The organism is Parabacteroides sp. AF48-14 (assembly GCF_003477465.1).
GTDB classification, from domain to species: domain Bacteria; phylum Bacteroidota; class Bacteroidia; order Bacteroidales; family Tannerellaceae; genus Parabacteroides; species Parabacteroides acidifaciens.
Genome location: NZ_QUDI01000005.1, coordinates 124,907 through 150,843, shown reverse-complemented (window position 1 = coordinate 150,843; position 25,937 = coordinate 124,907). Strand labels below are relative to the sequence as shown.

Genomic DNA, 25,937 nt, shown 5'->3' with positions numbered 1-25,937 from the left:
GACCGTCCTCTTTTGCCATTACGCTGCAATGTGTAGTGCACTCGGCACCTCGCGAAGATTAGCACGGTCGTAATGGCGATTTGGACGGTCGTAATTGAAAAGAGGACCGTCTTAAGGGCAAAAATGCACCTGAATTTCCTTGGGATATTCGGAACGCCGTCCATTTTATTTTCAAATATTCGATTCTCCGGGAGTTAAGGTTTATCACTTTGTCGGTGTTCCCGGTTTCCAGTAATCAATTTGCACGTTTTTTAGAATGGGCTGCGCACCTCATTTTATCTATTGTCAGTTGAACAGGCTAAAACAGTGAAAAAAGTCAGTTCAAAATCGATCAAGATTTCAGATGAAATAGAAAAACGCCGGGAAAAGGGGGTTATTGTAATTTCGCCATTTATCTCTTTCAATACAGAAAGCTTAAATATAAGCAAAATCGTTCCGTGAAAAGTACACTTTCAGGCAAAAACTGTACTTTTCACGGAACACTTTTAAATACAAACCCTGCTTTTACAAGCACGACAAGCCTTTCTCTCGCCCATGCAAACCACCCCCTAAACAATTTCTTATCACCAACTAACGTCTAAAATGAATTAATTGTGTAAATTTGCCGTTCAAACTAAATGACTGATGGGCGTAGAAATTAGAGAAGTTACCAGTAAGAAGGAACTGAAGAAATTCGTAAAATTCAATATCGAATTATACAAAGGCAACCCGTATCATGTGCCAGGACTAATAGAAGAAGAGATGGTGACGTTGGATAAAAAGAAGAATCCGGCGTTCGAAGTGTGTGATGCAATCTATTTTCTGGCTTACAAAGACGGAAAAGTTGTGGGACGTATTGCGGGGATGGTTAATCGCCGGAGTAATGAAACATGGAACCAGAAGAGAGCTCGTTTCGGGTTTGTCGATTTTATCGATGACGTGGAGGTGGTCGATGCTTTATTCAACGCTGTCGAGAAATGGGCGCGTGAACAAGGCATGAATGAGATACACGGGCCGATGGGATTCACGGATATGGACCACGAAGGGATGCTGATAGAAGGATTTGATCAGCTCGGGACAATGGCGACGATCTATAATTATCCGTACTATCCGAAACAGATGGAGCGTATGGGATATACGAAAGATCAGGATTGGCACGAGTTCAAGATATATATTCCGGAGGGAGTGCCGGAAAAACATTTGCGTATCGGAGAGATCGTAAAGAAAAAGTACGGACTGAAGGTGATGAAGTTCAAGAATGCCAAGGCGATCATGCCTTATGCGCAGAAAGTATTTCAGACCCTGAACGAGTCGTATGCACCTCTGTACGGGTTTGCACGGCTCACCCAGAAACAGATCGATTTTTATCTCGCCACGTACATACCGATGCTTCGGTATGACCTGGTTACGCTCATCGTCCGTGAGGAAGATGACGTAGTGGTCGGTTTCGGTATTTCGCTGCCTAACCTGTCCAAGGCGATGCAGAAAGCGAAAGGGCATCTTTTCCCCTTCGGCTGGATTTATCTGCTGAAGGCGTTGAAGAGCAAGCCGAAAGTAATCGATTTGTATCTGACCGGCGTTTTGCCGGAGTACCAGAGTAAGGGAGTAAACGCGTTGTTGTTTAACGACCTGATCCCGGTATATAAGAGTGTAGGAGCTGTTTACGCTGAAAGTAATCCGGAGTTGGAAACAAACAATGCAGTACAGGCACAATGGGATTATTTCAAACGTGAACATCATAAAACAAGAAGAGCTTTTATAAAACAATTATAATCTATGGACGAACTGAATTCAACAATGCAACAGCCGACAGCGTATGATGATGACGATATCAAGACGCTTGACTGGATGGAACATATCCGTCGCCGCCCCGGTATGTATATCGGGAAGTTAGGGGATGGTAGTTATGCTGATGACGGTATTTATGTATTGCTGAAAGAGGTGCTGGACAACTCCATCGACGAATACATGATGGGGTACGGTAAAACCATAGAAGTCACCGTTGAAGAAGGCACCGTCTCCGTACGCGACTATGGCCGCGGGGTTCCGTTAGGCAAGGTGGTCGACGTCTCCAGCAAGATGAATACCGGAGCCAAATACGACAGCAAGGCTTTCAAGAAGTCGGTCGGTCTGAATGGTGTCGGTATCAAGGCGGTGAATGCCTTAAGCAGCTATTTCCTGATCACCAGCCACCGCGACGGCGAATGCAAGCGGGTGGAATACAGCAAGGCGATCGTGACGGAAGACGCTCCTATCTGCCCGACGGAAGAGCCGAACGGGACACTGACTTATTTTATTCCGGACAAGGAGATATTCAAGGATTACCAGTACAAGGACGAGTACATCGAAAGCCTGCTGAAGAACTATGTGTTCCTGAACTCCGGATTGACAATCATCTTTAACGGCAAGAGGTTTCATTCCCGCAACGGTCTGGTGGACTTGCTGAACGAGAACATGACGACCGAGCCTTTATACCCGATCATCCATTTGAAAGGGGAAGACATAGAGGTCGTAATCACGCACAGTAACCAGTACGGGGAGGAATATTACTCGTTCGTCAACGGACAGCATACGACACAAGGCGGTACGCACCTCTCGGCTTTCCGCGAAGCGTTGGGGCGTGTGATAAAGGAATATTACAACAAGAATTTCGAATATTCGGATATCCGTGCCGGTGTGGTAGCCGCCATCAGTATCAAGGTGGAAGAGCCGGTGTTCGAAAGCCAGACCAAGACCAAGCTTGGATCAAAAGATATGGGGCCGGAGGGTCCTTCGGTCGGTAAGTTTATCGGGGATTTCATCAAGAAGGAACTGGATAACTACCTGCACAAGAACGCAGAGACTTCGGACGCTCTGCTCCGCAAGATACAGGAGTCGGAAAAGGAACGTAAAGCGATTGCCGGCGTGACGAAACTGGCCCGTGAACGTGCCAAGAAAGCGAACCTGCATAATAAGAAACTGCGCGATTGCCGCATTCACCTGAATGACACGAAAGGGGATAACCTGGAAGACAGTTGCATCTTCATCACCGAGGGTGACTCGGCAAGCGGTTCGATCACAAAGAGCCGCGATCCGAATTTGCAGGCGGTGTTCAGCCTTCGCGGTAAACCGCTTAACAGCTATGGGCTGACCAAGAAGATTGTTTATGAGAACGAAGAGTTCAACCTGCTTCAGGCGGCGTTGAATATCGAGGACGGGTTGGAAGGTTTACGATATAATAAGGTAATCATTGCGACCGATGCCGATGTGGACGGTATGCATATCCGCCTGTTGCTGATCACGTTCTTCCTGCAGTTCTTCCCGGACCTGATCAAACGCAATCATGTCTATATCCTGCAAACGCCGCTGTTCCGTGTGCGTAATAAACAGAAAACCTGGTATTGCTACAGTGAAGAGGAACGCGTGAATGCGATTGCCGCCGCAGGAAAGAATGCAGAGATCACCCGATTCAAAGGTCTCGGAGAGATTTCGCCGGACGAGTTCAAGCATTTTATCGGAAAGGATATCCGCCTGGACCCGGTAACGATGAAGAAGGAAGACCTCGTGAAAGATATGCTGGAATTCTATATGGGCAAGAACACCATGGAACGACAGAACTTTATCATCGACAATCTGGTTGTAGAAGAAGACGTGGTTAATTGAAAATGAAAGAGAATATGGCAAAACGAATTGCTCTTTTTCCCGGGACGTTCGACCCGTTTACGATCGGTCATGAGTCATTGGTAAGCCGCGGGCTCGAGTTGGTGGATGAGATTATTATTTCTATCGGTATCAACGACACGAAACAGACTCATTTCTCCTTGGAGAAACGATTGGAGGCGATCCGGGAGTTATACAAGGATGAACCGCGCGTGCAGGTCATGTCGTACGATTCGCTGACGGTCGATTTCGCCCAACAGATGCAGGCGGGATTTATCCTGCGCGGTATCCGTACGGTGAACGATTTCGAATATGAAAAGAGCATTGCCGACGTAAACCGGAAGTTGAGCGGTATCGAGACATTTATTCTCTTTACGGAACCGGAACATACGCATATCAGTTCCAGCATCGTGCGGGAATTGTTGCGGTATGGCAAAGATATTTCCCAGTTTGTGCCGAAAGGGACAAACCTTTATTAATAAATTAGAACAATGAAAAAAATTATCCTGCCACTCCTTATATTGAGTGTTTTTGCTGCTTCGATGTCGGCACAACGTGGTAACAACGTGGATGCCCGCAAGCTTCAGTTGGCTCTGTATGCCATCTCCAATTTGTATGTGGATTCTACAAGTGAAACAAAACTGGTGGAAGATGCTATTGTAGGCATGTTGGAGAAACTGGACCCCCACTCTACCTATACGGACCCGGAAGAGACGAAGGAGATGACAGAGCCGTTGCAGGGTAACTTCGACGGAATCGGCATCCAGTTCAATATGCTGACGGATACCTTATATGTGATCCAGGTAATCCCCGGCGGTCCTTCGGAAAAGGTGGGTTTGATGGCAGGCGACCGTATCATCATGGTAGACGATACGCTGATTGCCGGTGTCAAAATGAAGAATACGGATGTAATGAAACGCCTTCGCGGTCCCAAGAATACGGAAGTCCGCGTAAAGGTTTTGCGTAATGGCGTGCCGGACCTGATCGAGTTCAGGATCATTCGCGGGAAGATACCTGTGTACAGCTTAGACGCTGCATATATGGCGGATAAGACTACGGGATATATCAAGCTGAACCGTTTTGCGGCCTCTTCTGCCGACGAATTTAAGGAAGCATTGGAGAAACTGAAAAAGCAGGGAATGAAAAACCTGATCCTCGACCTGCAGGGAAATGGCGGCGGCTATCTGAACATAGCCATCGACCTGGCGGATGAGTTTTTAGGTAAAGATAAACTGATCGTATATACAGAAGGGAACAAACAACCGCGTGAAGAAGCCAAATCGACGGCTCGCGGTGGTTTCGAGGAAGGACGTTTGGTCGTATTGGTGGACGAGACATCCGCTTCCGCCAGTGAAATCCTTTCCGGAGCGATACAGGACTGGGACCGTGGCGTAGTTCTCGGTCGCCGGACGTTTGGAAAAGGGTTGGTGCAGAAACCGATCCCGATGCCTGACGGTTCGATGATCCGTCTGACTGTCGCCCGTTACTACACACCGACAGGCCGTTCCATCCAGAAACCGTATGTAAACGGTAACCAGGAACAGTATAATCACGACCTGATCGACCGCTACAACCGGGGCGAACTGATGAGTGCGGACAGCATCCATTTCCCCGACTCGATGAAGTACAACACATTAGAGACAAAGCGTATCGTTTACGGCGGCGGCGGTATCATGCCGGATGTCTTTATTCCGGTCGACACTTCCCGCTATACCGATTACCACCGTAGTGTGGTGGCAGCCGGATTGGTGAACCGCATCGCTATGAATTACCTGGACCGCCATCGTGCCGAGTTGAACAAGAAATATCCGAAGTTCGCCCAATACAAGCAGAACTTCAATGTTACGGAAGAGATGATGCAGGAACTGATCTCATTGGCGAAAGAAAATAAGATCGAGTTCAACGAAGAACAATATAACCGTTCCAAACCGCTGATCATGCTCCAGATCAAAGCTTTGATAGCCCGCGACCTGTATGACATGGCCGAGTACTTCCAAGTCATCAACGACGACAACGAAAGCTATCAGGAAGCCTTGCGCCTCATCAACGACGAACAGCGGTACGAAAAGGAATTGGGAAAGTAAAACATAATATGTACTGGACACTATTTCTGACATTTGTAAAGATAGGGACTTTTACCATTGGGGGAGGATATGCGATGCTTCCCCTGATCCAACGGGAGGTGGTGGATAAAGGGTGGCTTTCGAAGGAAGACTTTGTCGACCTTTTCTCCGTCGCCCAGTCGCTGCCCGGGATATTTGCGGTAAACATCTCCATCTTTGTCGGTTATAAGCTGAAGAAAGTGCCGGGAGGCGTTGTCTGCGCCTTAGGAAGCATACTCCCTTCCTTCTTTATTATATTGGCGATTGCGCTGTTCTTTACACACGTACAGGACAATGTATGGGTGGAAAAAGCGTTCAAAGGGCTGCGCCCGGCTGTTGTGGCGCTGATTGCCGTACCCTGCCTGACAACGGCGCGCTCCATCAAGATGAGCTACAAAGAGCTGATTATTCCTATTGCGGCGGCGCTACTGATCTGGCAGGGAGGACTGTCTCCGGTATGGATTATCGTGGCGGCCATTGTAGGGGGACTTATTTACGGACTGAAAATAAAGAAAGACTGATATGATCTGGTTGCAACTGTTTTACGTATATCTGAAAATCGGAATATTCGGCTTTGGCGGTGGCTATGCCATGCTCTCCCTGATACAGGCGGATGTGGTAGACCGTTACGGGTGGATTTCCTCGCAGGAGTTTACGGATATCGTGGCAATCTCGCAGATGACACCGGGCCCGATCGGGATCAACAGTGCGACCTATATAGGATATACGGCGATCCATAATGCCGGCTATTCACCGGGAATGGCAATCTTAGGGTCTTGCCTGACGACTTTCGCCGTTTGCCTCCCTTCTTTCCTGTTGGTATTGGCTATCTCGTACGCCTTCGCCAAGTTCCGGAATAATAAATATGTCTCTGCCGCTTTCTACGGACTCCGCCCGGCAACGGTCGGCCTGATTGCAGCGGCAGCCTTGTTGCTGATGAACAGCGAGAACTTCATCGACTATAAGAGCTTCCTGATATTCGGCGCAGCCTTTATCCTGACCTGGAAGTTCAAGATCAACCCTATCCTGATGATTATTTTAGCAGGTATTGCCGGGATTGCCCTCTATTGGTAAATACGAGCAAACACACCGATAAATCATCATTTAAAACCTTTCATCGATAGAAATTCCCCTTTTGTCGAGGGAAAGCCCCTCTTTTTCTAATCCGATTGTACAGGTTTCCACCGCTTTGTAGTTTTGCTTCCGTAAACAAGGTAAAAAGATTGTCAGGTTGCAAAACAAAAGCATTATGAAACGAATATCATCCATACTCCTCTCCTGCCTGCTTCTCCTGCCAGCCGGGATGAAAGCGGAGGACGACGTGCCAAAGCAGTGGACGCTCAACGACTGTATCGATTATGCATTGGAGCATAACATCACGATCCGGCGTAACCGTATCAACGTCGAAAGCACGCAAGAAGACGTAAAGACAGCGAAAGCTGATCTGCTCCCCTCCCTGAACGGAAGTATAAGCCAACGTGTCGTAAACCGCCCGAACAGTGCGAGCGGCACGATCATCAGTGGTGACAACATCACCACCAGCCAGAGTAAGACCTCCTACAACGGGAGCTACGGCATCGATGCCAACTGGACCGTCTACAACGGAAGCAAACGCCTGAACACCATCAAGCAACAAGAGCTGAACAGCCGCATCGCCGAGCTCAACGTTTCCGAAAGCGAGAACTCTATCGAAGAAAGCATCACCCAACTGTATGTGCAGATACTCTACTCCGCCGAAGCGGTAAAGGTGAACGAATCGACGCTGGAAGTAAGCCGGAAGGAATACGAACGCGGCCAGGAGCTGTTCAACGTCGGGAGCATCGCCTCGAGCGACCTCGCCCAACTGGAAGCGCAGGTAAGCAACGACAATTACCAATTAGTCACTTCGCAAGCTACCCTGCAGGATTACAAGCTGCAACTGAAACAGCTTCTCGAACTGGACGGAGACTTCGAAATGGCCCTCTACCTGCCGCAGTTAGACGACAGCAACGTACTGATCCCGCTGCCCGCCAAAGACGATGTCTATCACACGGCTCTCAGCCTCCGTCCCGAAATAGAATCCGGCAAGCTGAATGTGGAGACTTCCGATCTGAGCATCAAGACAGCACGTGCCGGATACCTTCCGACCCTCAGCCTCAGCGCAGGAATCGGAACGACCAATGCCAACGGAAGCGACTTCAGCTTTAGCGAACAGGTCAAACAGAACTGGAACAATTCGTTAGGCCTGACCCTAAGCATTCCTATCTTTGACAAGCGACAGACAAAAAGCTCCATCAACAAGGCCAAGTTACAACGGCAGACCAGCCAGTTAGACCTGCTTGACAAGCAAAAGACACTCTATAAGACGATCGAAAGCCTCTGGTTAAGCGCTAACAGCGCACAACAGCAATACGTAGCCGCTGCCCGGAAGCTGAAAAGCACTGAAACCAGCTACTCGCTCGTCAGCGAACAGTTTAACGTGGGTATGAAAAACACCGTCGAACTGCTCACCGAAAAGAACAACCTGCTAAGTGCACAACAGGAAACGCTTCAGGCCAAATACACAGCCATCTTGAACGCCGGCCTGCTCCGCTTCTACCAGGGAGAAGAGATCAATCTATTTTAAAGAATAAAAACAGACAAGGATATGAACAAGAAGAAACTAATCATCGGTATAGTAGGCGTACTGGTCGTAGCCGGAGGCATCTGGTTCTTCACCGGTAAATCGTCGAAAGGCGGCATCAGACTCGAGACTGCCAAAGTGGGCCGTAGTTCCATCTCGAACACGGTGACAGCAACCGGAACAGTCGAACCGGTAACAGAAGTGGAAGTCGGTACGCAGGTATCCGGCATCATCGACAAACTCTATGCGGATTACAACGACGTGGTAAAGGCAGGACAGTTGATCGCCGAAATGGACAAGGTCAACCTGAAAGCCGAACTCGCCTCCGCCCAGGCACAGTTGGCAAGCAGTAAATGCGAGTATGAATACCAGCAAAAGAACTATGCCCGCAACAAGGTCCTCTATGAAAAGAAGCTGATCAGCGACTCCGACTACGAGACCGCGACTTACAACTACGAGAAAGCAAAAGCCGCTTACGAACAGAACCAGGCTTCCATGGTCAAGGTGAACCGTAACCTCGAATACGCAACCATTACCAGCCCGATAGACGGCGTTGTCATCAATCGTGCCGTTGAAGAAGGACAGACCGTTGCAGCAGGATTCGAGACACCGACCCTGTTCACGATCGCCGCCGACCTGACCAAGATGCAGGTGATCGCCGATGTGGATGGAGCCGATATAGGCAATGTCGAGAACGGACAACGCGTCTCCTTCACCGTCGATGCCTATCCGAACGACGTCTTTGAAGGGACAGTCACCCAGATCCGCCTCGGCGACAGCGAGAGCAGCAGTTCCGCTTCGACCTCCACATCAACGGTTGTGACCTATGAAGTAGTCATCTCGGCCGAAAACCCGGACCTGAAGTTGAAACCGCGCCTGACGGCCAATGTGACGATCTTCACGCTGGAACGCGACAATGTCCTCACCGTTCCGACCAAATCGCTCCGTTTCGTGCCGGATGCAGAGATGTTGGCCCAATTAGGTTACGTCGTATCCGATGCAAACATGGAAGCCCCGACCGGCAAGCGAATGGTATGGATCAAGAACGGACAGGAACTGAAGCCGAAGTTTGTCACCGTAGGTTCCACCAGCGGCAACATGATCGAGATAACCGACGGCCTCAATGAAGGCGAAGAGCTGGCTGTAGACCTCGAAGCAGCCTCCGCCACCCCGACCGCCAGTGCCGAAACGGAACGCAGCCCTTTCATGCCAGGCCCTCCGGGAAGCAATAAAAACAAGAAGAGTGCAAAGTAGGAGAATCATGATGAAAGAGATAATCAAATTAGAAAACATCAAACGTGACTTCAAGGTCGGCGACGAGACCGTCCATGCCCTGCGTGGCGTCTCCTTCACGATCTACGAAGGCGAGTTTGTCACCATCATGGGGACATCCGGCTCCGGTAAGAGTACCTTGCTGAACACGTTGGGTTGCCTCGACACGCCGACCAGCGGAGAATACTACCTCGACGGCGTATCGGTCCGTACGATGGGGAAAAACTCCCGTGCGACCCTGCGCAACCGCAAGATCGGATTCGTCTTTCAGAGCTACAACCTGTTGCCGAAAACGACAGCGATCGAGAATGTAGAACTGCCCCTGATGTACAACCCCAACTACAGCGCAGCCGCCCGCCGTGAAAAGGCAATCGAATCGCTGATAGCCGTAGGTCTGGGCGACCGCCTGATGCATAAAAGCAACCAGATGTCCGGCGGACAGATGCAACGCGTCGCCATCGCCCGTGCACTGGTGAACGACCCTGCCGTGATCCTGGCGGACGAAGCGACCGGAAACCTCGATACCCGGACCTCGTTCGACATACTGGTACTCTTCCAGAAGCTCCATGCCGAAGGACGTACCATCATATTCGTGACCCACAACCCGGAGATCGCCCAATACAGCAGCCGCAACATCACGCTGCGCGACGGGCATGTCACCTCCGACACGGTCAATACGAATATCCAAGATGCAGCTGAAGCTTTGGCAAAACTACCAAAGAACGATGATTAATAATTATTCAATGTGCAAATGTGCCAATATGCCAATATGAAATCACGGAAGGTAATACGGCTATAGCACATTAACACATTGGCACATTGGCAAATTAACACATTATTCACAATGAACGGAACAAACCTAATAAAAATAGCCCTCCGGGCACTCGCCAATAACAAGCTGCGCGGCTTCCTTACGATGCTGGGTATCATTATCGGCGTTGCATCCGTGATCACGATGCTCGCCATCGGACAAGGTTCGAAGCGAAGCATACAGGCACAGATCAGCGAAATGGGTTCCAACATGATCATGATACATCCCGGAGCCGACGTGCGTGGCGGTGTCCGCCAGGATGCCTCGGCCATGGAAACGCTGAAGTTACAGGATTATGAAGACATAGCCGACGAAACCCGCTATGTCTCCGCCGTCTCCCCTTCTGTCAGCAGTAGCGGACAGGCTATCTACGGAGCCAACAATGCGCCGACCACCGTCTACGGCATCAGTTCCGATTATCTCGAGATCCGCCGTTACAAGGTGCAGGACGGCGAGATGTTCAGTGACCAGGACGTGCAAACCGCCGCCAAGGTATGTGTAGTAGGGAAAACCGTTGTCGACAACCTCTTCCCCGAAGGGGGCAATCCGGTCGGCAAAGTGATACGATTCAAGAGTCTGCCTTTCCGCATCGTAGGCGTGTTAGAAAGCAAAGGATACAACAGCATGGGAATGGACCAGGACGACCTAATCTTAGCTCCATACACAACTATTCAGAAAAAGGTCCTGGCCATTACCCATTTGCAAGGCATTACCTGTTCGGCCCTCAAAGAGGAATACACCGACCAGGCCATCGACGAGATTACAGAGATACTCCGCCGCAACCATAAGTTGAAGGATACAGATGATGATGATTTTACGATCCGTAGCCAGCAGGAGTTGAGCACGATGTTGACAAGTACTACGGATATGATGACGGTGCTGTTGGCGGCTGTGGCGGGTATTTCTCTTCTCGTAGGTGGTATTGGAATTATGAACATCATGTACGTCAGCGTCACCGAACGTACACGTGAAATAGGCCTCCGCATGAGTATCGGGGCAAAAGGCATTGACATCCTGGCACAGTTTCTGATCGAGTCTATCCTGATCAGTGTGACAGGCGGTTTGATAGGTGTAGTCTTTGGAGTGGGCGCAGCGCTCATTGTGAACGGGGTCGCCCACTTTCCAATCTACATCCAGCCCTGGAGCGTGGTCCTGTCGTTTGCCGTATGTACCGTCACCGGCGTATTCTTCGGCTGGTATCCGGCTAAGAAGGCTGCACAACTCGATCCGATAGAGGCGATCCGATATGAATAGAATGCAAATAAAACGTATCTTTGCACAAATGAAAACTACGGAGACAATGCATAATACACTGCCGGCTCCCCCTTTTAAAGGGATGGGAAAATTGATACATATCGTAGCCTGGGGTATCCTCTTCGGGCTACCCTTCTTCTTTACAGGCCGGGAGTCGCAAACGGTGACTGTTATCAGCTACGTCCGTTCCGTCATCGTTCCGCTGTCGTTCATGCTGGTGTTCTATGCCAACTATGTCCTGTTGATCGATCATTTTCTGTTCACCAAGCATACATGGAAATTCTTCCTCAGCAATATCGTATTAATAGCCGCTGCAATGGGCGGTGTCCATCTGATGTTCGAATTGCTTCCGCATCCGGAATGGACACATCCCAGACCGGAGAAAGAGATACAGGAGGTCATCGGTTTCTTCATCGTGAATGCCATGCTATACCTGCTTGTAGCAGGACTAAGCGTCGCGATCAAAATGACAGGGAGCTGGTATCAGACCGAAACCGCCCGGCGGGAACTGGAGAAGAGCCGTGCAGAAGCCGAACTGCAGAACCTGAAGAGCCAGCTGAACCCGCATTTCCTGTTCAACACGCTGAATAATATCTATAGCCTGATCGCTTTCAGCCCCGAACGGGCACAGGAAGCGGTGCACGACCTGAGCCGCCTCTTGCGTTACGTCCTCTATGAGAGCAGCCAGCCTGCCGTGCCATTAGAGAAAGAGCTCGATTTTATCCGTAATTATGTGGAGTTGATGCGTATCCGCCTGCCGGAACATGCCCGGTTGACCACTGCCATCTCATCCGTCAATCCGTCAACACCCGTAGCTCCGCTCCTTTTCATCTCGCTGATCGAGAATGCGTTCAAGCATGGGGTGAGCAATAACAAACCGTCTTTCATCGATCTGGACATCCATCAGGAGGGCGAGCGGATCATCTGTTCCATCCGCAACAGCTATTTCCCGAAAGATACCGACCAGGACAAGAGCGGTTCCGGCATCGGCTTGCAGAACCTCCACCGCCGGCTGGAGCTGCTGTATCCCAACCGCCATATCTTCTCGTGCAAGGCAGAAGGCGACAACTACCACAGCTTACTGGAACTGCAGGCGTCTCCGAACATAGACAAATAGATGGCATAATTATATAATCACAGCGTTTTACAGGGCCGGATATAACAAGGTTACAGGATTTTGCTTACTTTTGCTTGCATCATCTAACAGATAACCGCATATGAAACTGACCTGTGCCATCATTGACGACGAACCACTGGCGATCAGCCTTTTGGAAAGCTATGTGAACAAGACGCCTTTCCTGGAGTTGGCGGGGAAATATAATAGCGCCGTCAACGCACTTCCCGTACTCAGCAAGGAGCCTGTCGACCTGCTTTTCCTGGATATCCAGATGCCGGAACTGAGCGGCATGGAGTTCTCGCGCATACTGGAGGCCAATACCCGTATCATCTTTACGACGGCTTTCGGGCAATATGCACTCGACAGCTATAAGGTGAATGCACTCGATTATCTGTTGAAGCCGATCAGTTACCCGGATTTCCTCAAGGCGGCCAACAAGGCGTTGCAGTGGTATGAGTTGGCGCGAACCGCCCCTACGACAACGGGTATCGAATCGATCTTTATCAAGACGGAATACAAATTGGTTCAGATCGAACTGCGCAAGATACTCTATATCGAGGGGTTGAAGGATTATGTCAAGATTTACATCGAAGATGAAGCGCATCCCGTTCTCTCCCTGATGAGCATGAAGTCACTGGAAGAAATGCTTCCGACGGACCGTTTCATCCGCGTACACCGTTCCTTCATCGTCCAGCCGGAAAAAATCAGGGTGATCGAACGGAACCGGATTGTGTTCGGCAAAGAATACATCCCGATCTCCGACAACTACAAACAGAAGTTCATGGATTTCCTCACCCAGCGGTCACTGCTTCCGTAATCAGAAGAGCTGCAACAGGAGTTTTTCCAGGCCTTTGGTCATCTGCCCCATACTGCATGAGTAGTTATTCGAGAAGACGGCGACGGCATACGTCTTTCCGTCTTTGGTGATATAGCCGGCATAACTCCGGACTCCGGTCATGCCTCCACTCTTCAGGCGGGCATTTCCTTGCAGCTTCGTCCCTTTTAACAGATTACGGACGGAACCTTCCACCCCGGCTTGCGGAAGAGAAGCGATGAAAGCATCGGATACGTCAGACTGCGTAGCCATATAGACCAACAGTTCCCCGATAAACGCGGCAGAGACCTTATCCGCAGGGGCAGCACCGCAACCGTCATGCATCTTCAACGGGAAAACGTCCAATCCTTTCTTCTCCCAATATTCCTTTACCACCTGTACGCCACGGCCAAAAGAAGAAATCACTTCATTCCGGCGAGGCTTATACTGCAAACCGACGGTTTTGAGTAAGGCATCCGCAAACAGATTATGGCTGACATGGTTACATACGCTTGCGATCTCCCCTAAAGTAGGCGAATAAGTGGTGACTACACGGGTGCGTTCTTGTTTCTTCCATCGGTTCTGTTCCATTTCCATACGATAGCAGGAAGGAGCTCCATCCACCCGGATTCCTTTCTGGCGCAGCCGGGCAGTCAGGTATTCTGCCATAAACAAGGCCGGATCAGGGATATCCCCTTTCAACACATATTGCTCACGGTTGGCAGGGAGGACTCCATATAAATAACGCACATTGTCAAACGGCGAGCCTATGATATAGGCGCTATCCGAAGAGACGGAAAGGGCTTTCAGGTAATTCTTAAAACAGATAGAGGGAATATCCGGGTCCGTTCCCTTTACTGAAGGCTGCGTCCCGGCAGGACCGGTCTGCAAAGACAGCTTATACAGGTTATCGAAAACGGAGATGCCATAGCTACCGGCGGCATAATAGTTTCCCATATCTTCCCGAAGCCATTTGATAGAGATGCCTTCCGTATCGAAAATGCTTTCATCCGAAATAACGGAACCCGTAATCTGTTTGATACCTGCTTTCTGCAAGGCAGCGATCCAGGTAGCAAGGAACTTGTTTTGCTCCGGAGCGAAATGTGAAGAGCCCAAAGAGGGGTCACCGCTTCCCTTTATATACAGATTACCGTGCAAAACACCATCTTGCAGTGTCCCGTCATATTCCAGTGAAGTCGGATAGCGATAGTCTTCCCCCAATATTTCGAGCGCCGTAGCTGTAGTAACAGTCTTCAAAACCGATGCCGGAGAAAGCAGGCGGTCGGTATCATAACTATAAACTGTTTTGCCTTCCTTCACGTCTTTTACAATCAGTGAAAAAGAAGCACCCTGCATATAAGGGGCCTGCAACAATTGTTTAACAGGAGCAGGCACTTGCGCTTCTGCCAACAGCTGAAAACAAAAGAACAGGCAAATCGGTAATATTTTGTTTCGTATCATCCTTTCTATTAGACTTTATTTTATCTTTGCCCAAAGATAATAATTATATATGAACCCACTATTCGATAAACCGTTTACATTCGACAGGGTGGCGCGTATCCTTTTCGGCCTCGCCGTGATCAGTGGTATCATCTATCTGATTGCTGTCCTGCGTAATGCTTTGTTGCCTTTCCTGATAGCCTGGCTGCTGGCCTATATGATGCAACCATTTGTCCGTTTTTTCCAATATAAAGTAAAGCTGAAAAGTCGGTTATTATCTATTCTGGCTGTACTCATCTCCACTCTCCTTATTTTATCGTTAGTCACTGTATTGGTCGTTCCTTCCGTCACACAGGAGGTCAACAGGACCGTCGAACTGATGCAGGAACATAACCGGAACTACGGACGTATTCCGATGATCCCGCAGGCTTGGACCGAATATATCGAGAAAAACATCGACCCCGACCAGTTGGCCCAATTGCTGAGTAAGGAGAATATTGAGAAAGCCGTCAAACAGATCGCACCGAAAATGTGGGTGGTGTTGACCAACACTTTTTCCATACTTTTCAGCATCACAATTGTCTTTGTAATTTTCCTCTATTTCATCTTTATCTTGCTGGACTACGAACGGATAGCAAGCGGGTGGGTTCATCTGATCCCGGAACGCTACCGGCCTTTCGTGCAAGGCTTGGCTGACGATGTCGAATACAGTATGAACCGTTATTTCCGCGGCCAGTCACTGATTGCGCTCAGTGTCGGGGTTCTGCTGGCTATCGGATTCAGGATTGTCGGTTTCCCGCTGGCAGTCATCTTAGGATTGTTCATCGGTGTCCTGAATCTGATTCCTTATATGCAGGCCATCGGTATTATCCCGATGATATTGCTCAGCCTCCTCAAGGCGGCCGAAACAGGCGATAACTTCTGGATAATCTTCGGTTCGGGTATTCTTGTCCTCGGTATCGTACAATGCATACAGGATCTGTTCCTCACCCCCCGTATCATGGGGAAGGCCATGGGATTGAATCCCGCCATCATTCTTCTGTCTCTATCCATATGGGGTACTTTGCTCGGATTTATAGGCCTGATCATAGCACTTCCCCTAACGACACTCTTTCTCTCTTATTATAAACGTTTTATACTGATGGAAGATGATCATTCACTCATGGAAAAGGACGAGATATCAAAGGCTCAAAAGAGAAAAACGACACCCGATGAGTAAAAAACTCACCTGAAGTGTTGCATATATAAAAAAAAGCCCTACCTTTGCACCCGCATTACAGAAGTAACGCACAGGATGAATCGCTAGCTCAGCAGGTAGAGCACATCCCTTTTAAGGATGGGGTCCTGGGTTCGAACCCAGGCGGTTCACTCAAACTTAAAGGCTTAGAGACTTATCTCCAAGCCTTTTTTTATTTGTTACCTTATAAGACAGTTACAAAAATGAAACGTATCGTTTTTTTAGACTATGTGCGCGTGTTCGCATGCTTCCTCGTCATTGTCGTCCATGCCAGTGAGAATTTTTATGGTGCAGCCGGATCTACAGACATGGCGGGCCCACAATCCTATTTAGCCAACGAGGCCGACCGGCTCTGGGTTTCCGTGTACGACGGTTTCTCGCGTATGGCAGTTCCTCTGTTCATGATTGTTTCCGCTTTTCTTCTTGTACCGATGAAGGAGGAACAGAGTATGTGGCAATTCTACCGCCGGCGTTTCACCCGTATCCTGCCGCCGTTTTTCATATTCATGATACTGTATAGCACGCTGCCTCTGCTATGGGGACAGATAGACAGGGATACATCCTTAACCGACTTATCGCGAATATTACTGAACTTCCCTTCGCTGGCCGGACACCTGTGGTTCATGTATCCTTTGATCAGTCTTTATCTCTTCATTCCTATAATTTCTCCATGGCTGAGCAAAGCCACAGCAAAAGAAGAGCTGTTCTTCATAGGGCTGTTCCTGTTATCGACGTGCATGCCGTATCTCAACCGATGGTCCGGTGAAGTATGGGGACAATGTTTTTGGAACGAATACCATATGTTGTGGTATTTCTCCGGTTATTTAGGATACCTCGTATTGGCGCACTACATACGTGTGCATCTGACATGGGATCGCACAAAACGCCTCGCTATAGGAACCGTTTTAATGCTTATCGGAGCGGTTTCGACCATCTATTCGTTCTATATCCAGGCTATACCCGGAGAAACCCTTACCACTCCTGTTATAGAGATAGGATGGGCTTTCTGCACAATTAACTGTGTGATTCTCACAACGGGCACATTCCTTATGTTTACATGCATAAGCCGGCCGAAAGCCCCACGACTCATAACGGAATTGTCGAAACTCAGCTATGGCATATATCTTATGCATATATTCTGGCTCGGGCTATGGGTAACAGTATTCAAGCAGACATTGGGATTGCCTACTGTTGCCGCCATACCCTGTATTGCTGTCAGCACCTTCATTTGCTGTTTCGTCACGACCAAGATTATCTCGTATATACCGGGCAGCAAATGGGTTATAGGAGATTAATCCCCGCCTTCCGTGCCTGCGAGTGCTGGAATTGGCGTTTGACGTGATAGAGTTTGCCATCTTTGATAAACTTTGCCCCGGTCTGCTTAAACCAGAACGAGATGCCGTTCTTTGCGCAAACATCGTGAAGTTCCATCACCCAGTCGAAATCGCAGGGACGGACATCATAGCCTGATTCGCCTCCGACGACAACCTGTTCCACCCATTCGCCTATGCGGAAAGGGGTGAGATCAATCCGCTCCAGCAACGGCTCACAGATGATGATCTTATGCTTGATGGGAGAAGTGTGGTAAATCGGCAGACGATAATTGGCACGGGACTGGTTCTCGACTGTGCAGCAGATGGTTACATTGTCATATCCGTCTCCCCAATCATCCGGCAAACATTGGGCAAGGCGGTCGATCCGTTTGGTAATCATCATGAAGTTCAAGTCACTACGCTGCCGTATCATCTCCCAGGCATCGGAACGCCATTCATCAGCGTCGCTGACAAAGAAATCGGAAGTGAAACAGGTATAGACCAATGTCCCGGACGGGATTTTGTATTCCCCGTTACGCTTCCGGCGGATGGGTACATCAAAGCTCTTGGTCTGTGTCACTAAAGTACTGTCCACCTCTCTTCTTGCATCTCCCCGATAGACATAGCAATACATGCAGCCCTCACTCAACTTGTGACAGCCGTGCCACGGATTCCACAGGGCAGATTTCTTGACGATAGCGTTTGCCGGCATTACTGTAATACAACTTTATTGATATGATTAAACTAACGTTTACGGTGCCCAATTTTAGTCGGACATTTGCAAATGTAGCAAATTATTATATCTTTTATCAGATTTGGGCAAACGCCTGCTCCAAATCGTCAATGATGTCATCGATATACTCGGTTCCGATACTCAGGCGCACGGTGGAAGGCGTGATGCGTTGTCCGGCCAGTTCTTCCGGGGTCATCTGCGAATGGGTGGTCGTATAAGGGTGAATGACGAGGCTCTTCACATCGGCGACATTGGCAAGAAGGGAGAAGATTTCTAATGAATCGATAAACTTCCAGGCAGCTTCCTGTCCGCCTTTAATCTCGAAGGTAAAGATGCTGCCGGCGCCTTTAGGGAAATATTTCTTGTACAGCTCATGGTCGGGATGAGACGGAAGGGACGGATGGTTCACTTTTGACACTTTGGGATGCCGGGACAGGTAATCCACTACTTTTAAAGCATTTGCCACATGCCGTTCCACACGAAGCGACAATGTTTCCAAGCCCTGCAACAGGATAAAAGCGTTGAACGGAGAAATAGTCGCCCCCGTATCACGCAGGATGACGGCACGGATGCGGGTCACAAAAGCTGCCGGACCGGCCACATCCGCAAAAACGGCGCCGTGATAACTCGGGTCCGGCTGGGCCAATGTCGGGAACTTGTCCGCATTCGCTTTCCAGTCGAAATTGCCGCTATCAACAATCACGCCTCCCAAACTCGTGCCGTGACCTCCGATAAACTTGGTCGCAGAGTGGACCACAATGTCGACACCGTGCTCGATCGGACGAATCAGATACGGAGTGCCGAATGTGTTATCGACAATCAACGGAATATGATGACGATGAGCCACTTCCGCCACGGCATCGATATTGGTCACATCGGAGTTCGGGTTGCCGAATGTTTCAACATAAACAGCCTTCGTATTCTCCCGGATAGCAGACTCCAAAGCGTCAAGGTCGTTTACGTTGACAATCGTATTACTTATGCCCTGACCGACTAACGTATGCGTGATCAGGTTGAAAGAGCCGCCGTAAAGATTATCGGCTGCAACAATATGATCGCCTGCACGCAGTATATTTTGCAGTGCATAGGTAACGGCAGCCGCACCGGAAGCGACAGCTAAGCCGGCGACACCTCCTTCAAGAGCCGCTACACGTGTTTCGAAAACGTCTTGTGTCGAGTTGGTCAGGCGGCCATAGATATTACCCGCGTCGCGAAGACCGAAACGATCTGCCGCATGCTGCGAATCGTGGAACACATAGGAAGTTGTCTGATAAATAGGGACTGCACGCGCATCTGTTGCGGGATCCGGCTGCTCTTGTCCGACATGGAGTTGTAAGGTCTCAAAATGCAATTTCTTTGTTGCCATAGTCTTATTCTTTTAAATTATTCTTCTTGTTTATTTTCCAGCAAAACTATAGACTATAGATACTTCAAACAAGATTTGCACTAAATACAGAAAATAATACTATTTTTACCGCATCAAACAGAACAAGCGTAAGGCACAGCGTGCCGAAAGTAGCTCTCAATAGAATTTTATTCTTATGAACACACCGGAGAAATTAGACAAAGTGGACCTGCAGATCCTGCGAACCCTGCAAAGCAACGCCCGACTGACGACAAAAGAGCTGGCGGCAAGCGTCAGCCTTTCATCGACCCCCGTCTTCGAACGCCTGAAACGTCTTGAAAACGGAGGATATATAAAGAAGTACATTGCCGTGCTGGATGCAGAAAAGCTGAACCAGGGTTTTGTGGTGTTTTGCAGCGTAAAGCTCAGAAGGTTGAACAAGGAAATTGCCGCCGAGTTTACAAGAATCGTACAAGACATTCCGGAAGTAACGGAATGCTACAATATATCGGGCCGCTATGATTACCTGCTCAAAATACACGCACCTAATATGAAATACTACCAGGAATTTATCCTGAACGTATTAGGAACAATCGACAGCCTCGGCTCCCTCGAAAGCACATTCGTAATGGCCGAGGTGAAACATCAATACGGGATACATATCTGACGGTTAAAACTCACCTATAAAACAAAGTCCAAATAGTTATCCTTATTTATTACGTCGAAAGAGGCCTCCGGATATGCGGCCGAAAAAGCAGACGGCGCTAAAGGCTTCTTATCGCCCCATTTAAATTCAAATGCAGAAATCCCGTCCGGGGACTCTTCAATCAAGTCTATCTCCTGATTATCATACGTACGCCAGAAATAAAACTCCTTTATCTGCATTTGGTTATTACACTTCTTAATACGCTCGCTAATCAAATAATTCTCCCATAAGGCACCAATATCCTGGCGCACAGCCAACGGGTTAAAATTACCAATAATAGCATTGCGAATTCCATTATCATAGAAATACCACTTTCCGGCTTTTACAACTTCTTTTCTCAAATTCCGTGAATATGCTCCCAAACGGTAGACAACAAATACCTTTGAAAGTAAGTCAAGGTATTTCTCTACTGTATTCTTACTCATGCCTAATTGCCGCCCAAGTTCCTCATACGAAACTTCACTTCCCATTTGAAAAGCAATCAGTCGTAGAAGTTCCCTCATCTTACCGGAGTTCTTTAAACCGTCGATTGCCAAAATATCCTTCAACAAATAAGCTCCAACAATATCCCGGAGATAATCCGTTTTACGCTCAAAACTCTCCAGCATTACCACTTCAGGATAGGAGCCATATATCAACCGGGATTCTAAATTACGCTTCGTCTCCAGAGCATTCTCGATTTGAGATATCTCTTTTTGCGAAAATGGGTTCAAATGGAACTGGGTTGAACGCCCGACTAACGGTTCGCCGGCTTTGTTAAGCAGGTCGAATGAAGATGAACCACTTGCAATCACTCTTATTCCCTCAATCTCGTCTACAATCAGTTTCAACTTAGCACCAATGTCCGGAATGTTTTGAGCTTCATCAATAGCAAGCAAGTCAATTCCTTCGAGTAAATGTTTATAGTTGGATATGCTACGTTCACTCAGCAAAGAGATTGTATCATAGTCTTCACCGTTGAGCAACATCGTTTTCCCTTTAAACGTCTTGATTAATTCGCGCATAAGGACAGTTTTACCAACTCGCCTTGCTCCAAAGAGCAGAATAGCCTTACCCGGCTCTATCCGCTCTGATATTTTATCCTGTAGGATTCGTTTGACTGTCTCCATATCCACTTAGTTTACAGCAAAGATAGTAAAAACGATCTCTCAACTGACGATTTTTATATTAAATTCGTCAATAGGATGACGAATTTACCATTCCCGCCTATTTCTTCAACGCATAAATGCGTTGGATGATGTCCACCACTTTCATGCCTTCCAGCACGTTGGTCGTGATGCATTCGGCGTCGGCGCCGGAAAGGACACGCACCACGTTGCGGATCACAAAGTTGTGATTCTGGGCGGAACCTTTGTAAGGGCCGTAGTCATTTCCCGGATTGGTCGGTGCCAACTCGGGCATTTCGTAGTCTTTGACGTGGCAGTATTCCACTTCATTCATATACTGTCCGCCGATTTTCACGCTGCCGTTCTCCGCAACGATCAGCATGCTGCTTTCCATGTTCTTGTTCCAGACGGAAGTGGAATAGCTCAGGCTTCCCATTCCGCCGTTCACAAAATTGAAGTTCACGAAGCCGGAATCCTCAAAAGCGGTCAGCCCGGCATGGTTGAAGTCGGCAAAACGGGCCTGAATGTTGCAGATATCCCCGAAAAGCCAGTACATGATATCGATGAAATGGGAGAACTGGGTGAAGAGCGTCCCTCCGTCCAGCTTGGCATCTCCGTGCCAGCCGCCCGGCTTATAATAGCGTTCGTCGCGGTTCCAGTAGCAGTTCAGCTGGACCATATAGATCTTGCCTAACTTGCCAGATTCCACCATTTCCTTGATCCAGACGGAAGGAGGAGAATAGCGGTTCTGCATGACGCAGAAGACCTGTTTGCGGTATTTCAACGAGGCATAAACAACCTTCTCGGCGTCGGCAAGCGTCAGCGCCATCGGTTTCTCGATCACGACATGGCAGCCTGCCTGAATAGCTTCGATAGCCATCGCAGCGTGCAGGCCGTTCGGGGTACAGATATTCACGACATCGATCGCGAGACCGCTCTGCAACAACTCCGCCAGAGAGGAGAAGAAAGGGACGTCGTAGGCTTCAACACCCAGTTCTTCACGGGGGCGGATGTCACAAAGGGCTACCAGTTCGGCATCCGGATCGCGGGTCACCATCTCGGCATGACGTTTACCGATATGGCCACAACCGACTACTGCGAATTTTATCTTTTTATCCATAATCATATCTTATTTGAGGGCGAGTTTGGAACTCGCCTCTACGAGGGTTTCTGTTATGTATTGCTGTTGTTCGGCTGACATCTCGGTATGAATGGGCAGGGAAAGAACGGATTCACACAAACGGGTAGCGACGTCCAAACTGCCGAAGATGCGGGAAATAGAACCGTATGCTTCCTGATGATGCACAGGCAACGGGTAATAAACCATCGAAGGGATCCCCCGCTCCTTCAACAGACCTTGCAGTGCATCCCGGTTACCGTCTTTCACCTGGATTGTATATTGGTGATAGACATGGGTGGAAAACGGGGAACGCGCCGGAAGAACGAACTGTTCGCAAGCGGCAAGCGCCTCGTCATAGTGGGCGGCAACCTTCCGGCGGGCTTCGGTAAAAGCTGTGATATGCTTCAACTTGACCTCCAGAATAGCGGCCTGCAACGTGTCCAGTCGGGAGTTGCAGCCAACCTGTTTATGATGATATTTACATTCCTGTCCATGATTGGCAATCATGCGGATGCGCGTTGCCAACGCCTCGTCCGATGTCATCAACGCGCCGCCGTCGCCATAGCACGCCAACGGTTTGGAGGGGAAAAAGGAAGTAATCCCGATATGCCCGATTGTCCCGGCCTTCTGCACCCGTCCGTCCGGGAAAGTATATTCCGCCCCGATAGACTGGGCATTATCTTCTATCACATACAAATGATAAGCATCGGCCAAGGCCATAATCGTCTCCATTTCGCAGGATTGTCCGAAGAGGTGGACGGCGATAATCGCCTTTGTCCGCTCAGAAACGGCCGCTTCTATCTTCTGCGGATCGATATTGAATGTGCACGGATCGACATCGACCAGCACTGGCGTCAGCCCTAACAACGCGACCACTTCGGCAGCAGCGATATAGGTGAACGCAGGCAGAATCACTTCGTCGCCCGGCTCGAGTTCCAGCGCCATCAGGGCAATCTGCAACGCATCCGTACCGTTTCCGCATGGAATCACGTAAGGAATCCGGAGATATTCGCCCAAATGCGCTGAAAAGGTTTTCACCTGCGGGCCGTTAATGAAGGCACAATTGTCGATCACACGTTGCATGGCTGCGTCTATCTCCTCCTTGAAGCGGAGATATTGTCCGTGCAAATCAACCATTTGTATCTGTTCCTCAAACATTTTCTTCCCGAGGTGTTTATTTCACTTCGCTGCCGGGTTTCACAGCTTTCTCCGGCATGATTACGGAGAGGCTTCCGTTGAAATCTTCGGCGGACAGTATCATTCCTTCGGAGACGATACCTTTCAGTTTGCGCGGTGCTAAGTTGGCGATGAAGCAAACCTGCTTGCCGACGAGATCTTCGGGAGCGTAGTGCTGGGCGATACCGGAGACGATCGTACGTTTTTCCAAACCGTCGTCAATGCGGAACTGAAGCAGTTTGTCTGCCTTAGGCACCTTTGTGCATTCCAGGATCGTCCCGACACGGATGTCCAACTTCGTAAAGTCGTCGAAGGCGATGTTCTCGCGAACCGGCTTTGCCTTGTAGTTGGCTTCTTCGTTTGCCTTCTTGGTGTCGAGCAGCTTCTGCACCTGCGCTTCGATCACACTGTCTTCGATCTTTTCAAACAGCAGTTCGGATTTGCCTAACTGGTGGCCGGCTTCCAGAAGGTCGGTCGAGCCGAGACGGTTCCAGCCTAACGGCGCGACGTTCAGCATCTTGTTCAGTTTCTCCATGCTGAAGGGCAGGAACGGTTCGAAGGCGATCGCCAGGTTTGCCGTGATCTGCAGGGAGATATTCATGATCGTTGCCACACGTCCCATGTCGGTCTTAGCCAGCTTCCAGGGTTCGGTGTCGGCCAGATATTTGTTACCTATGCGGGCCAGGTTCATGGCTTCCTTCTGGGCGTCGCGGAAATGGTATGTATCCAGCAGGCGCTCCACGTCGGCTTTCACGTTGGCGAAGTCTGTCAGTGTCTGGCGGTCATAGTCGGTCAGTTCGCCGGCTGCGGGCACTTTTCCTTCGAAATACTTCTCAGTCAGTACCAGTGCGCGGTTGACGAAGTTACCTAAGATAGCAACCAACTCATTGTTATTGCGTGCCTGGAAGTCTTTCCATGTGAAATCGTTATCCTTCGTTTCCGGAGCATTGGCAGTCAGGACATAGCGCAGGACATCCTGCTTGCCCGGCATATCGACCAGATATTCATTCAACCAGACAGCCCAGTTGCGGGAAGTGGAGATCTTATCGCCTTCGAGGTTCAGGAACTCGTTGGCCGGCACGTTTTCCGGCAGATTGAAACTGCCTTCCGCCTTCAACATCGCCGGGAAGACGATGCAGTGGAACACGATGTTATCCTTTCCGATGAAATGGACCATCTTGGTTTCCGGATCTTTCCACCAGGTTTCCCAGCTTTCGGGCAGCAACTCTTTCGTGTTGGAGATATATCCGATAGGCGCGTCGAACCAGACATACAGCACTTTGCCTTCAGCTCCTTCCACCGGTACGGGGATTCCCCAATCCAGGTCGCGGCTTACGGCGCGGGGTTGCAAGCCCATATCCAACCAGCTCTTGCACTGGCCATAGACGTTCGGTTTCCATTCCTTGTGTCCTTCCAGAATCCACTGGCGCAGGAACGGTTCCCATTTATCGAGAGGCAGATACCAGTGTTTGGTTTCCTTCATCACCGGCTGGCTTCCGCTGATCGCGGATTTCGGGTTGATAAGGTCTGTCGGGCTCAGGGATGTGCCGCAGGCTTCGCACTGGTCGCCGTAGGCCTTTTCGTTTCCGCAATGGGGGCAAGTTCCGGTAATATAGCGGTCGGCAAGGAATTGCTTTGCCTCTTCGTCATAATACTGTTCGCTCGTTTTCTCGATGAATTCGCCTTTGTCGTATAAGGTACGGAAGAAATCCGACGCAACCTGGCGATGTGTGGCCGAAGTCGTACGGGAATAGATATCGAAGGTGATACCGAAATCCTCGAAAGACTTCTTGATAATGCCATGATAGCGGTCAACCACATCCTGCGGAGTGATGCCTTCTTTCTTCGCTCTCAACGTGATAGGCACTCCGTGTTCATCCGATCCACCAATCATCAGAACCTCTTCTCCCTTCAGGCGAAGATAGCGTGCATAAATATCGGCAGGCACATACACTCCGGCCAGGTGACCGATGTGCACCGGCCCGTTCGCATACGGCAACGCGTAGTAATCAGTGTTCTCTTAAACTGTTTTTCCATACCTTGTGTTCTCTTTTTGAGGCACAAAGGTAAGGAATTTATTTTAGATATTATCACCTCAAGGAATCAGACTGCCAGCATATCGGGTTCATTTCAATATAATCTGCTATTCGTTGATACTCTTCATTATTACG

Annotated in this window: 21 protein-coding genes, 1 tRNA gene and 1 pseudogene; 16 read left to right on the top strand and 7 right to left on the bottom strand. The window is 49.3% G+C overall.

All coding sequences use genetic code 11. The features are described from left to right. Window positions 1–624: 624 nt before the first annotated feature. The 12 genes from DW083_RS04055 (at window position 625) to DW083_RS04000 (ending at window position 13,593) form a co-directional block, all read left to right on the top strand. Complete coding sequence (locus DW083_RS04055; RefSeq protein ID WP_122331521.1) at window positions 625–1,752, top strand: hypothetical protein; 1,128 nt, start codon at window positions 625–627, stop codon at window positions 1,750–1,752. Between the two features lie 3 nt (window positions 1,753–1,755). After that, window positions 1,756–3,621 carry a DNA topoisomerase IV subunit B gene (locus DW083_RS04050; protein WP_122331520.1) on the top strand — a complete coding sequence of 622 codons (1,866 nt, stop codon included), beginning with the start codon at window positions 1,756–1,758 and terminating at the stop codon, window positions 3,619–3,621. 14 nt (window positions 3,622–3,635) lie between these two features. Further along, window positions 3,636–4,097 carry a pantetheine-phosphate adenylyltransferase gene (gene coaD / locus DW083_RS04045; RefSeq protein WP_122331530.1) on the top strand — a complete coding sequence of 154 codons (462 nt, stop codon included), beginning with the start codon at window positions 3,636–3,638 and terminating at the stop codon, window positions 4,095–4,097. Between the two features lie 12 nt (window positions 4,098–4,109). Next, window positions 4,110–5,702, top strand: coding sequence for a S41 family peptidase (locus DW083_RS04040; RefSeq protein ID WP_122331519.1), 1,593 nt, complete (start codon window positions 4,110–4,112; stop codon window positions 5,700–5,702). Window positions 5,703–5,710: 8 nt separating this feature from the next. Further along, complete coding sequence (locus DW083_RS04035; protein ID WP_115498335.1) at window positions 5,711–6,241, top strand: chromate transporter; 531 nt, start codon at window positions 5,711–5,713, stop codon at window positions 6,239–6,241. Window position 6,242: 1 nt separating this feature from the next. Further along, complete coding sequence (locus DW083_RS04030; protein WP_115498334.1) at window positions 6,243–6,794, top strand: chromate transporter; 552 nt, start codon at window positions 6,243–6,245, stop codon at window positions 6,792–6,794. Window positions 6,795–7,023: 229 nt separating this feature from the next. After that, window positions 7,024–8,325: a TolC family protein gene (locus tag DW083_RS04025; protein ID WP_370038688.1), complete on the top strand. Its 1,302-nt coding sequence runs from the start codon at window positions 7,024–7,026 to the stop codon at window positions 8,323–8,325. Between the two features lie 21 nt (window positions 8,326–8,346). Continuing rightward, a complete protein-coding gene (locus tag DW083_RS04020; RefSeq protein ID WP_122331517.1) occupies window positions 8,347–9,576 on the top strand; it encodes an efflux RND transporter periplasmic adaptor subunit in 1,230 nt (409 codons plus the stop codon). A gap of 10 nt (window positions 9,577–9,586) precedes the next feature. After that, window positions 9,587–10,327 carry an ABC transporter ATP-binding protein gene (locus DW083_RS04015; RefSeq protein WP_122331529.1) on the top strand — a complete coding sequence of 247 codons (741 nt, stop codon included), beginning with the start codon at window positions 9,587–9,589 and terminating at the stop codon, window positions 10,325–10,327. A gap of 111 nt (window positions 10,328–10,438) precedes the next feature. Next, entirely contained in the window at window positions 10,439–11,659 is a 1,221-nt protein-coding gene (locus DW083_RS04010; RefSeq protein WP_115498331.1) for an ABC transporter permease, read from the top strand. Between the two features lie 46 nt (window positions 11,660–11,705). Beyond that, window positions 11,706–12,776, top strand: a complete 1,071-nt coding sequence (locus tag DW083_RS04005; RefSeq protein ID WP_122331528.1) for a sensor histidine kinase — start codon at window positions 11,706–11,708, stop codon at window positions 12,774–12,776. A 100-nt stretch (window positions 12,777–12,876) separates the two neighbouring features. Beyond that, window positions 12,877–13,593: a LytTR family DNA-binding domain-containing protein gene (locus DW083_RS04000; RefSeq protein ID WP_122331516.1), complete on the top strand. Its 717-nt coding sequence runs from the start codon at window positions 12,877–12,879 to the stop codon at window positions 13,591–13,593. Here the strand turns inward: DW083_RS04000 and dacB are convergent, their stop codons facing one another. After that, window positions 13,594–15,051, bottom strand: a complete 1,458-nt coding sequence (dacB, locus tag DW083_RS03995; RefSeq protein WP_122331515.1) for a D-alanyl-D-alanine carboxypeptidase/D-alanyl-D-alanine-endopeptidase — start codon at window positions 15,049–15,051, stop codon at window positions 13,594–13,596. Between the two features lie 49 nt (window positions 15,052–15,100). On the opposite strand from dacB, the gene DW083_RS03990 reads away from it, so the two are divergent. From DW083_RS03990 to DW083_RS03980, 3 genes are all read left to right on the top strand, one after another. Beyond that, a complete protein-coding gene (locus DW083_RS03990) occupies window positions 15,101–16,249 on the top strand; it encodes an AI-2E family transporter (RefSeq protein ID WP_122331514.1) in 1,149 nt (382 codons plus the stop codon). 77 nt (window positions 16,250–16,326) lie between these two features. Next, a tRNA-Lys gene (locus tag DW083_RS03985) sits at window positions 16,327–16,398 on the top strand. A gap of 72 nt (window positions 16,399–16,470) precedes the next feature. After that, window positions 16,471–17,562 (top strand): acyltransferase, encoded by a 1,092-nt coding sequence (locus DW083_RS03980; RefSeq protein ID WP_122331513.1) that lies wholly within the window; start codon window positions 16,471–16,473, stop codon window positions 17,560–17,562. Here DW083_RS03980 and DW083_RS03975 read toward each other — a convergent pair. Both DW083_RS03975 and DW083_RS03970 read right to left on the bottom strand, forming a co-directional pair. Continuing rightward, window positions 17,549–18,292, bottom strand: a complete 744-nt coding sequence (locus tag DW083_RS03975) for a DUF5131 family protein (protein ID WP_122331512.1) — start codon at window positions 18,290–18,292, stop codon at window positions 17,549–17,551. The genes DW083_RS03980 and DW083_RS03975 overlap by 14 nt on opposite strands. A 97-nt stretch (window positions 18,293–18,389) precedes the next feature. Then, the gene (locus DW083_RS03970) at window positions 18,390–19,679 is read right to left on the bottom strand and encodes an O-acetylhomoserine aminocarboxypropyltransferase/cysteine synthase family protein (RefSeq protein WP_122331511.1); all 1,290 of its coding nucleotides are present in this window, start codon (window positions 19,677–19,679) and stop codon (window positions 18,390–18,392) included. 175 nt (window positions 19,680–19,854) lie between these two features. Here DW083_RS03970 and DW083_RS03965 point away from each other — a divergent pair, with 175 nt between their 5' ends. Then, a complete protein-coding gene (locus tag DW083_RS03965) occupies window positions 19,855–20,325 on the top strand; it encodes an Lrp/AsnC family transcriptional regulator (protein ID WP_115498322.1) in 471 nt (156 codons plus the stop codon). Between the two features lie 14 nt (window positions 20,326–20,339). Here DW083_RS03965 and DW083_RS03960 read toward each other — a convergent pair whose 3' ends face one another. The 4 genes and pseudogenes from DW083_RS03960 to metG all read right to left on the bottom strand — a co-directional run bounded on the left by DW083_RS03960 (window position 20,340) and on the right by metG (window position 25,803). Beyond that, a complete protein-coding gene (locus DW083_RS03960) occupies window positions 20,340–21,473 on the bottom strand; it encodes an ATP-binding protein (RefSeq protein ID WP_115498321.1) in 1,134 nt (377 codons plus the stop codon). 97 nt (window positions 21,474–21,570) lie between these two features. Further along, window positions 21,571–22,590 carry a Gfo/Idh/MocA family protein gene (locus DW083_RS03955; protein WP_122331527.1) on the bottom strand — a complete coding sequence of 340 codons (1,020 nt, stop codon included), beginning with the start codon at window positions 22,588–22,590 and terminating at the stop codon, window positions 21,571–21,573. Between the two features lie 9 nt (window positions 22,591–22,599). Then, the gene (locus tag DW083_RS03950) at window positions 22,600–23,748 is read right to left on the bottom strand and encodes a DegT/DnrJ/EryC1/StrS aminotransferase family protein (RefSeq protein WP_122331510.1); all 1,149 of its coding nucleotides are present in this window, start codon (window positions 23,746–23,748) and stop codon (window positions 22,600–22,602) included. A 16-nt stretch (window positions 23,749–23,764) separates the two neighbouring features. Beyond that, a pseudogene (gene metG / locus DW083_RS03945) lies at window positions 23,765–25,803 on the bottom strand (methionine--tRNA ligase). Window positions 25,804–25,937 lie beyond the last annotated feature (134 nt).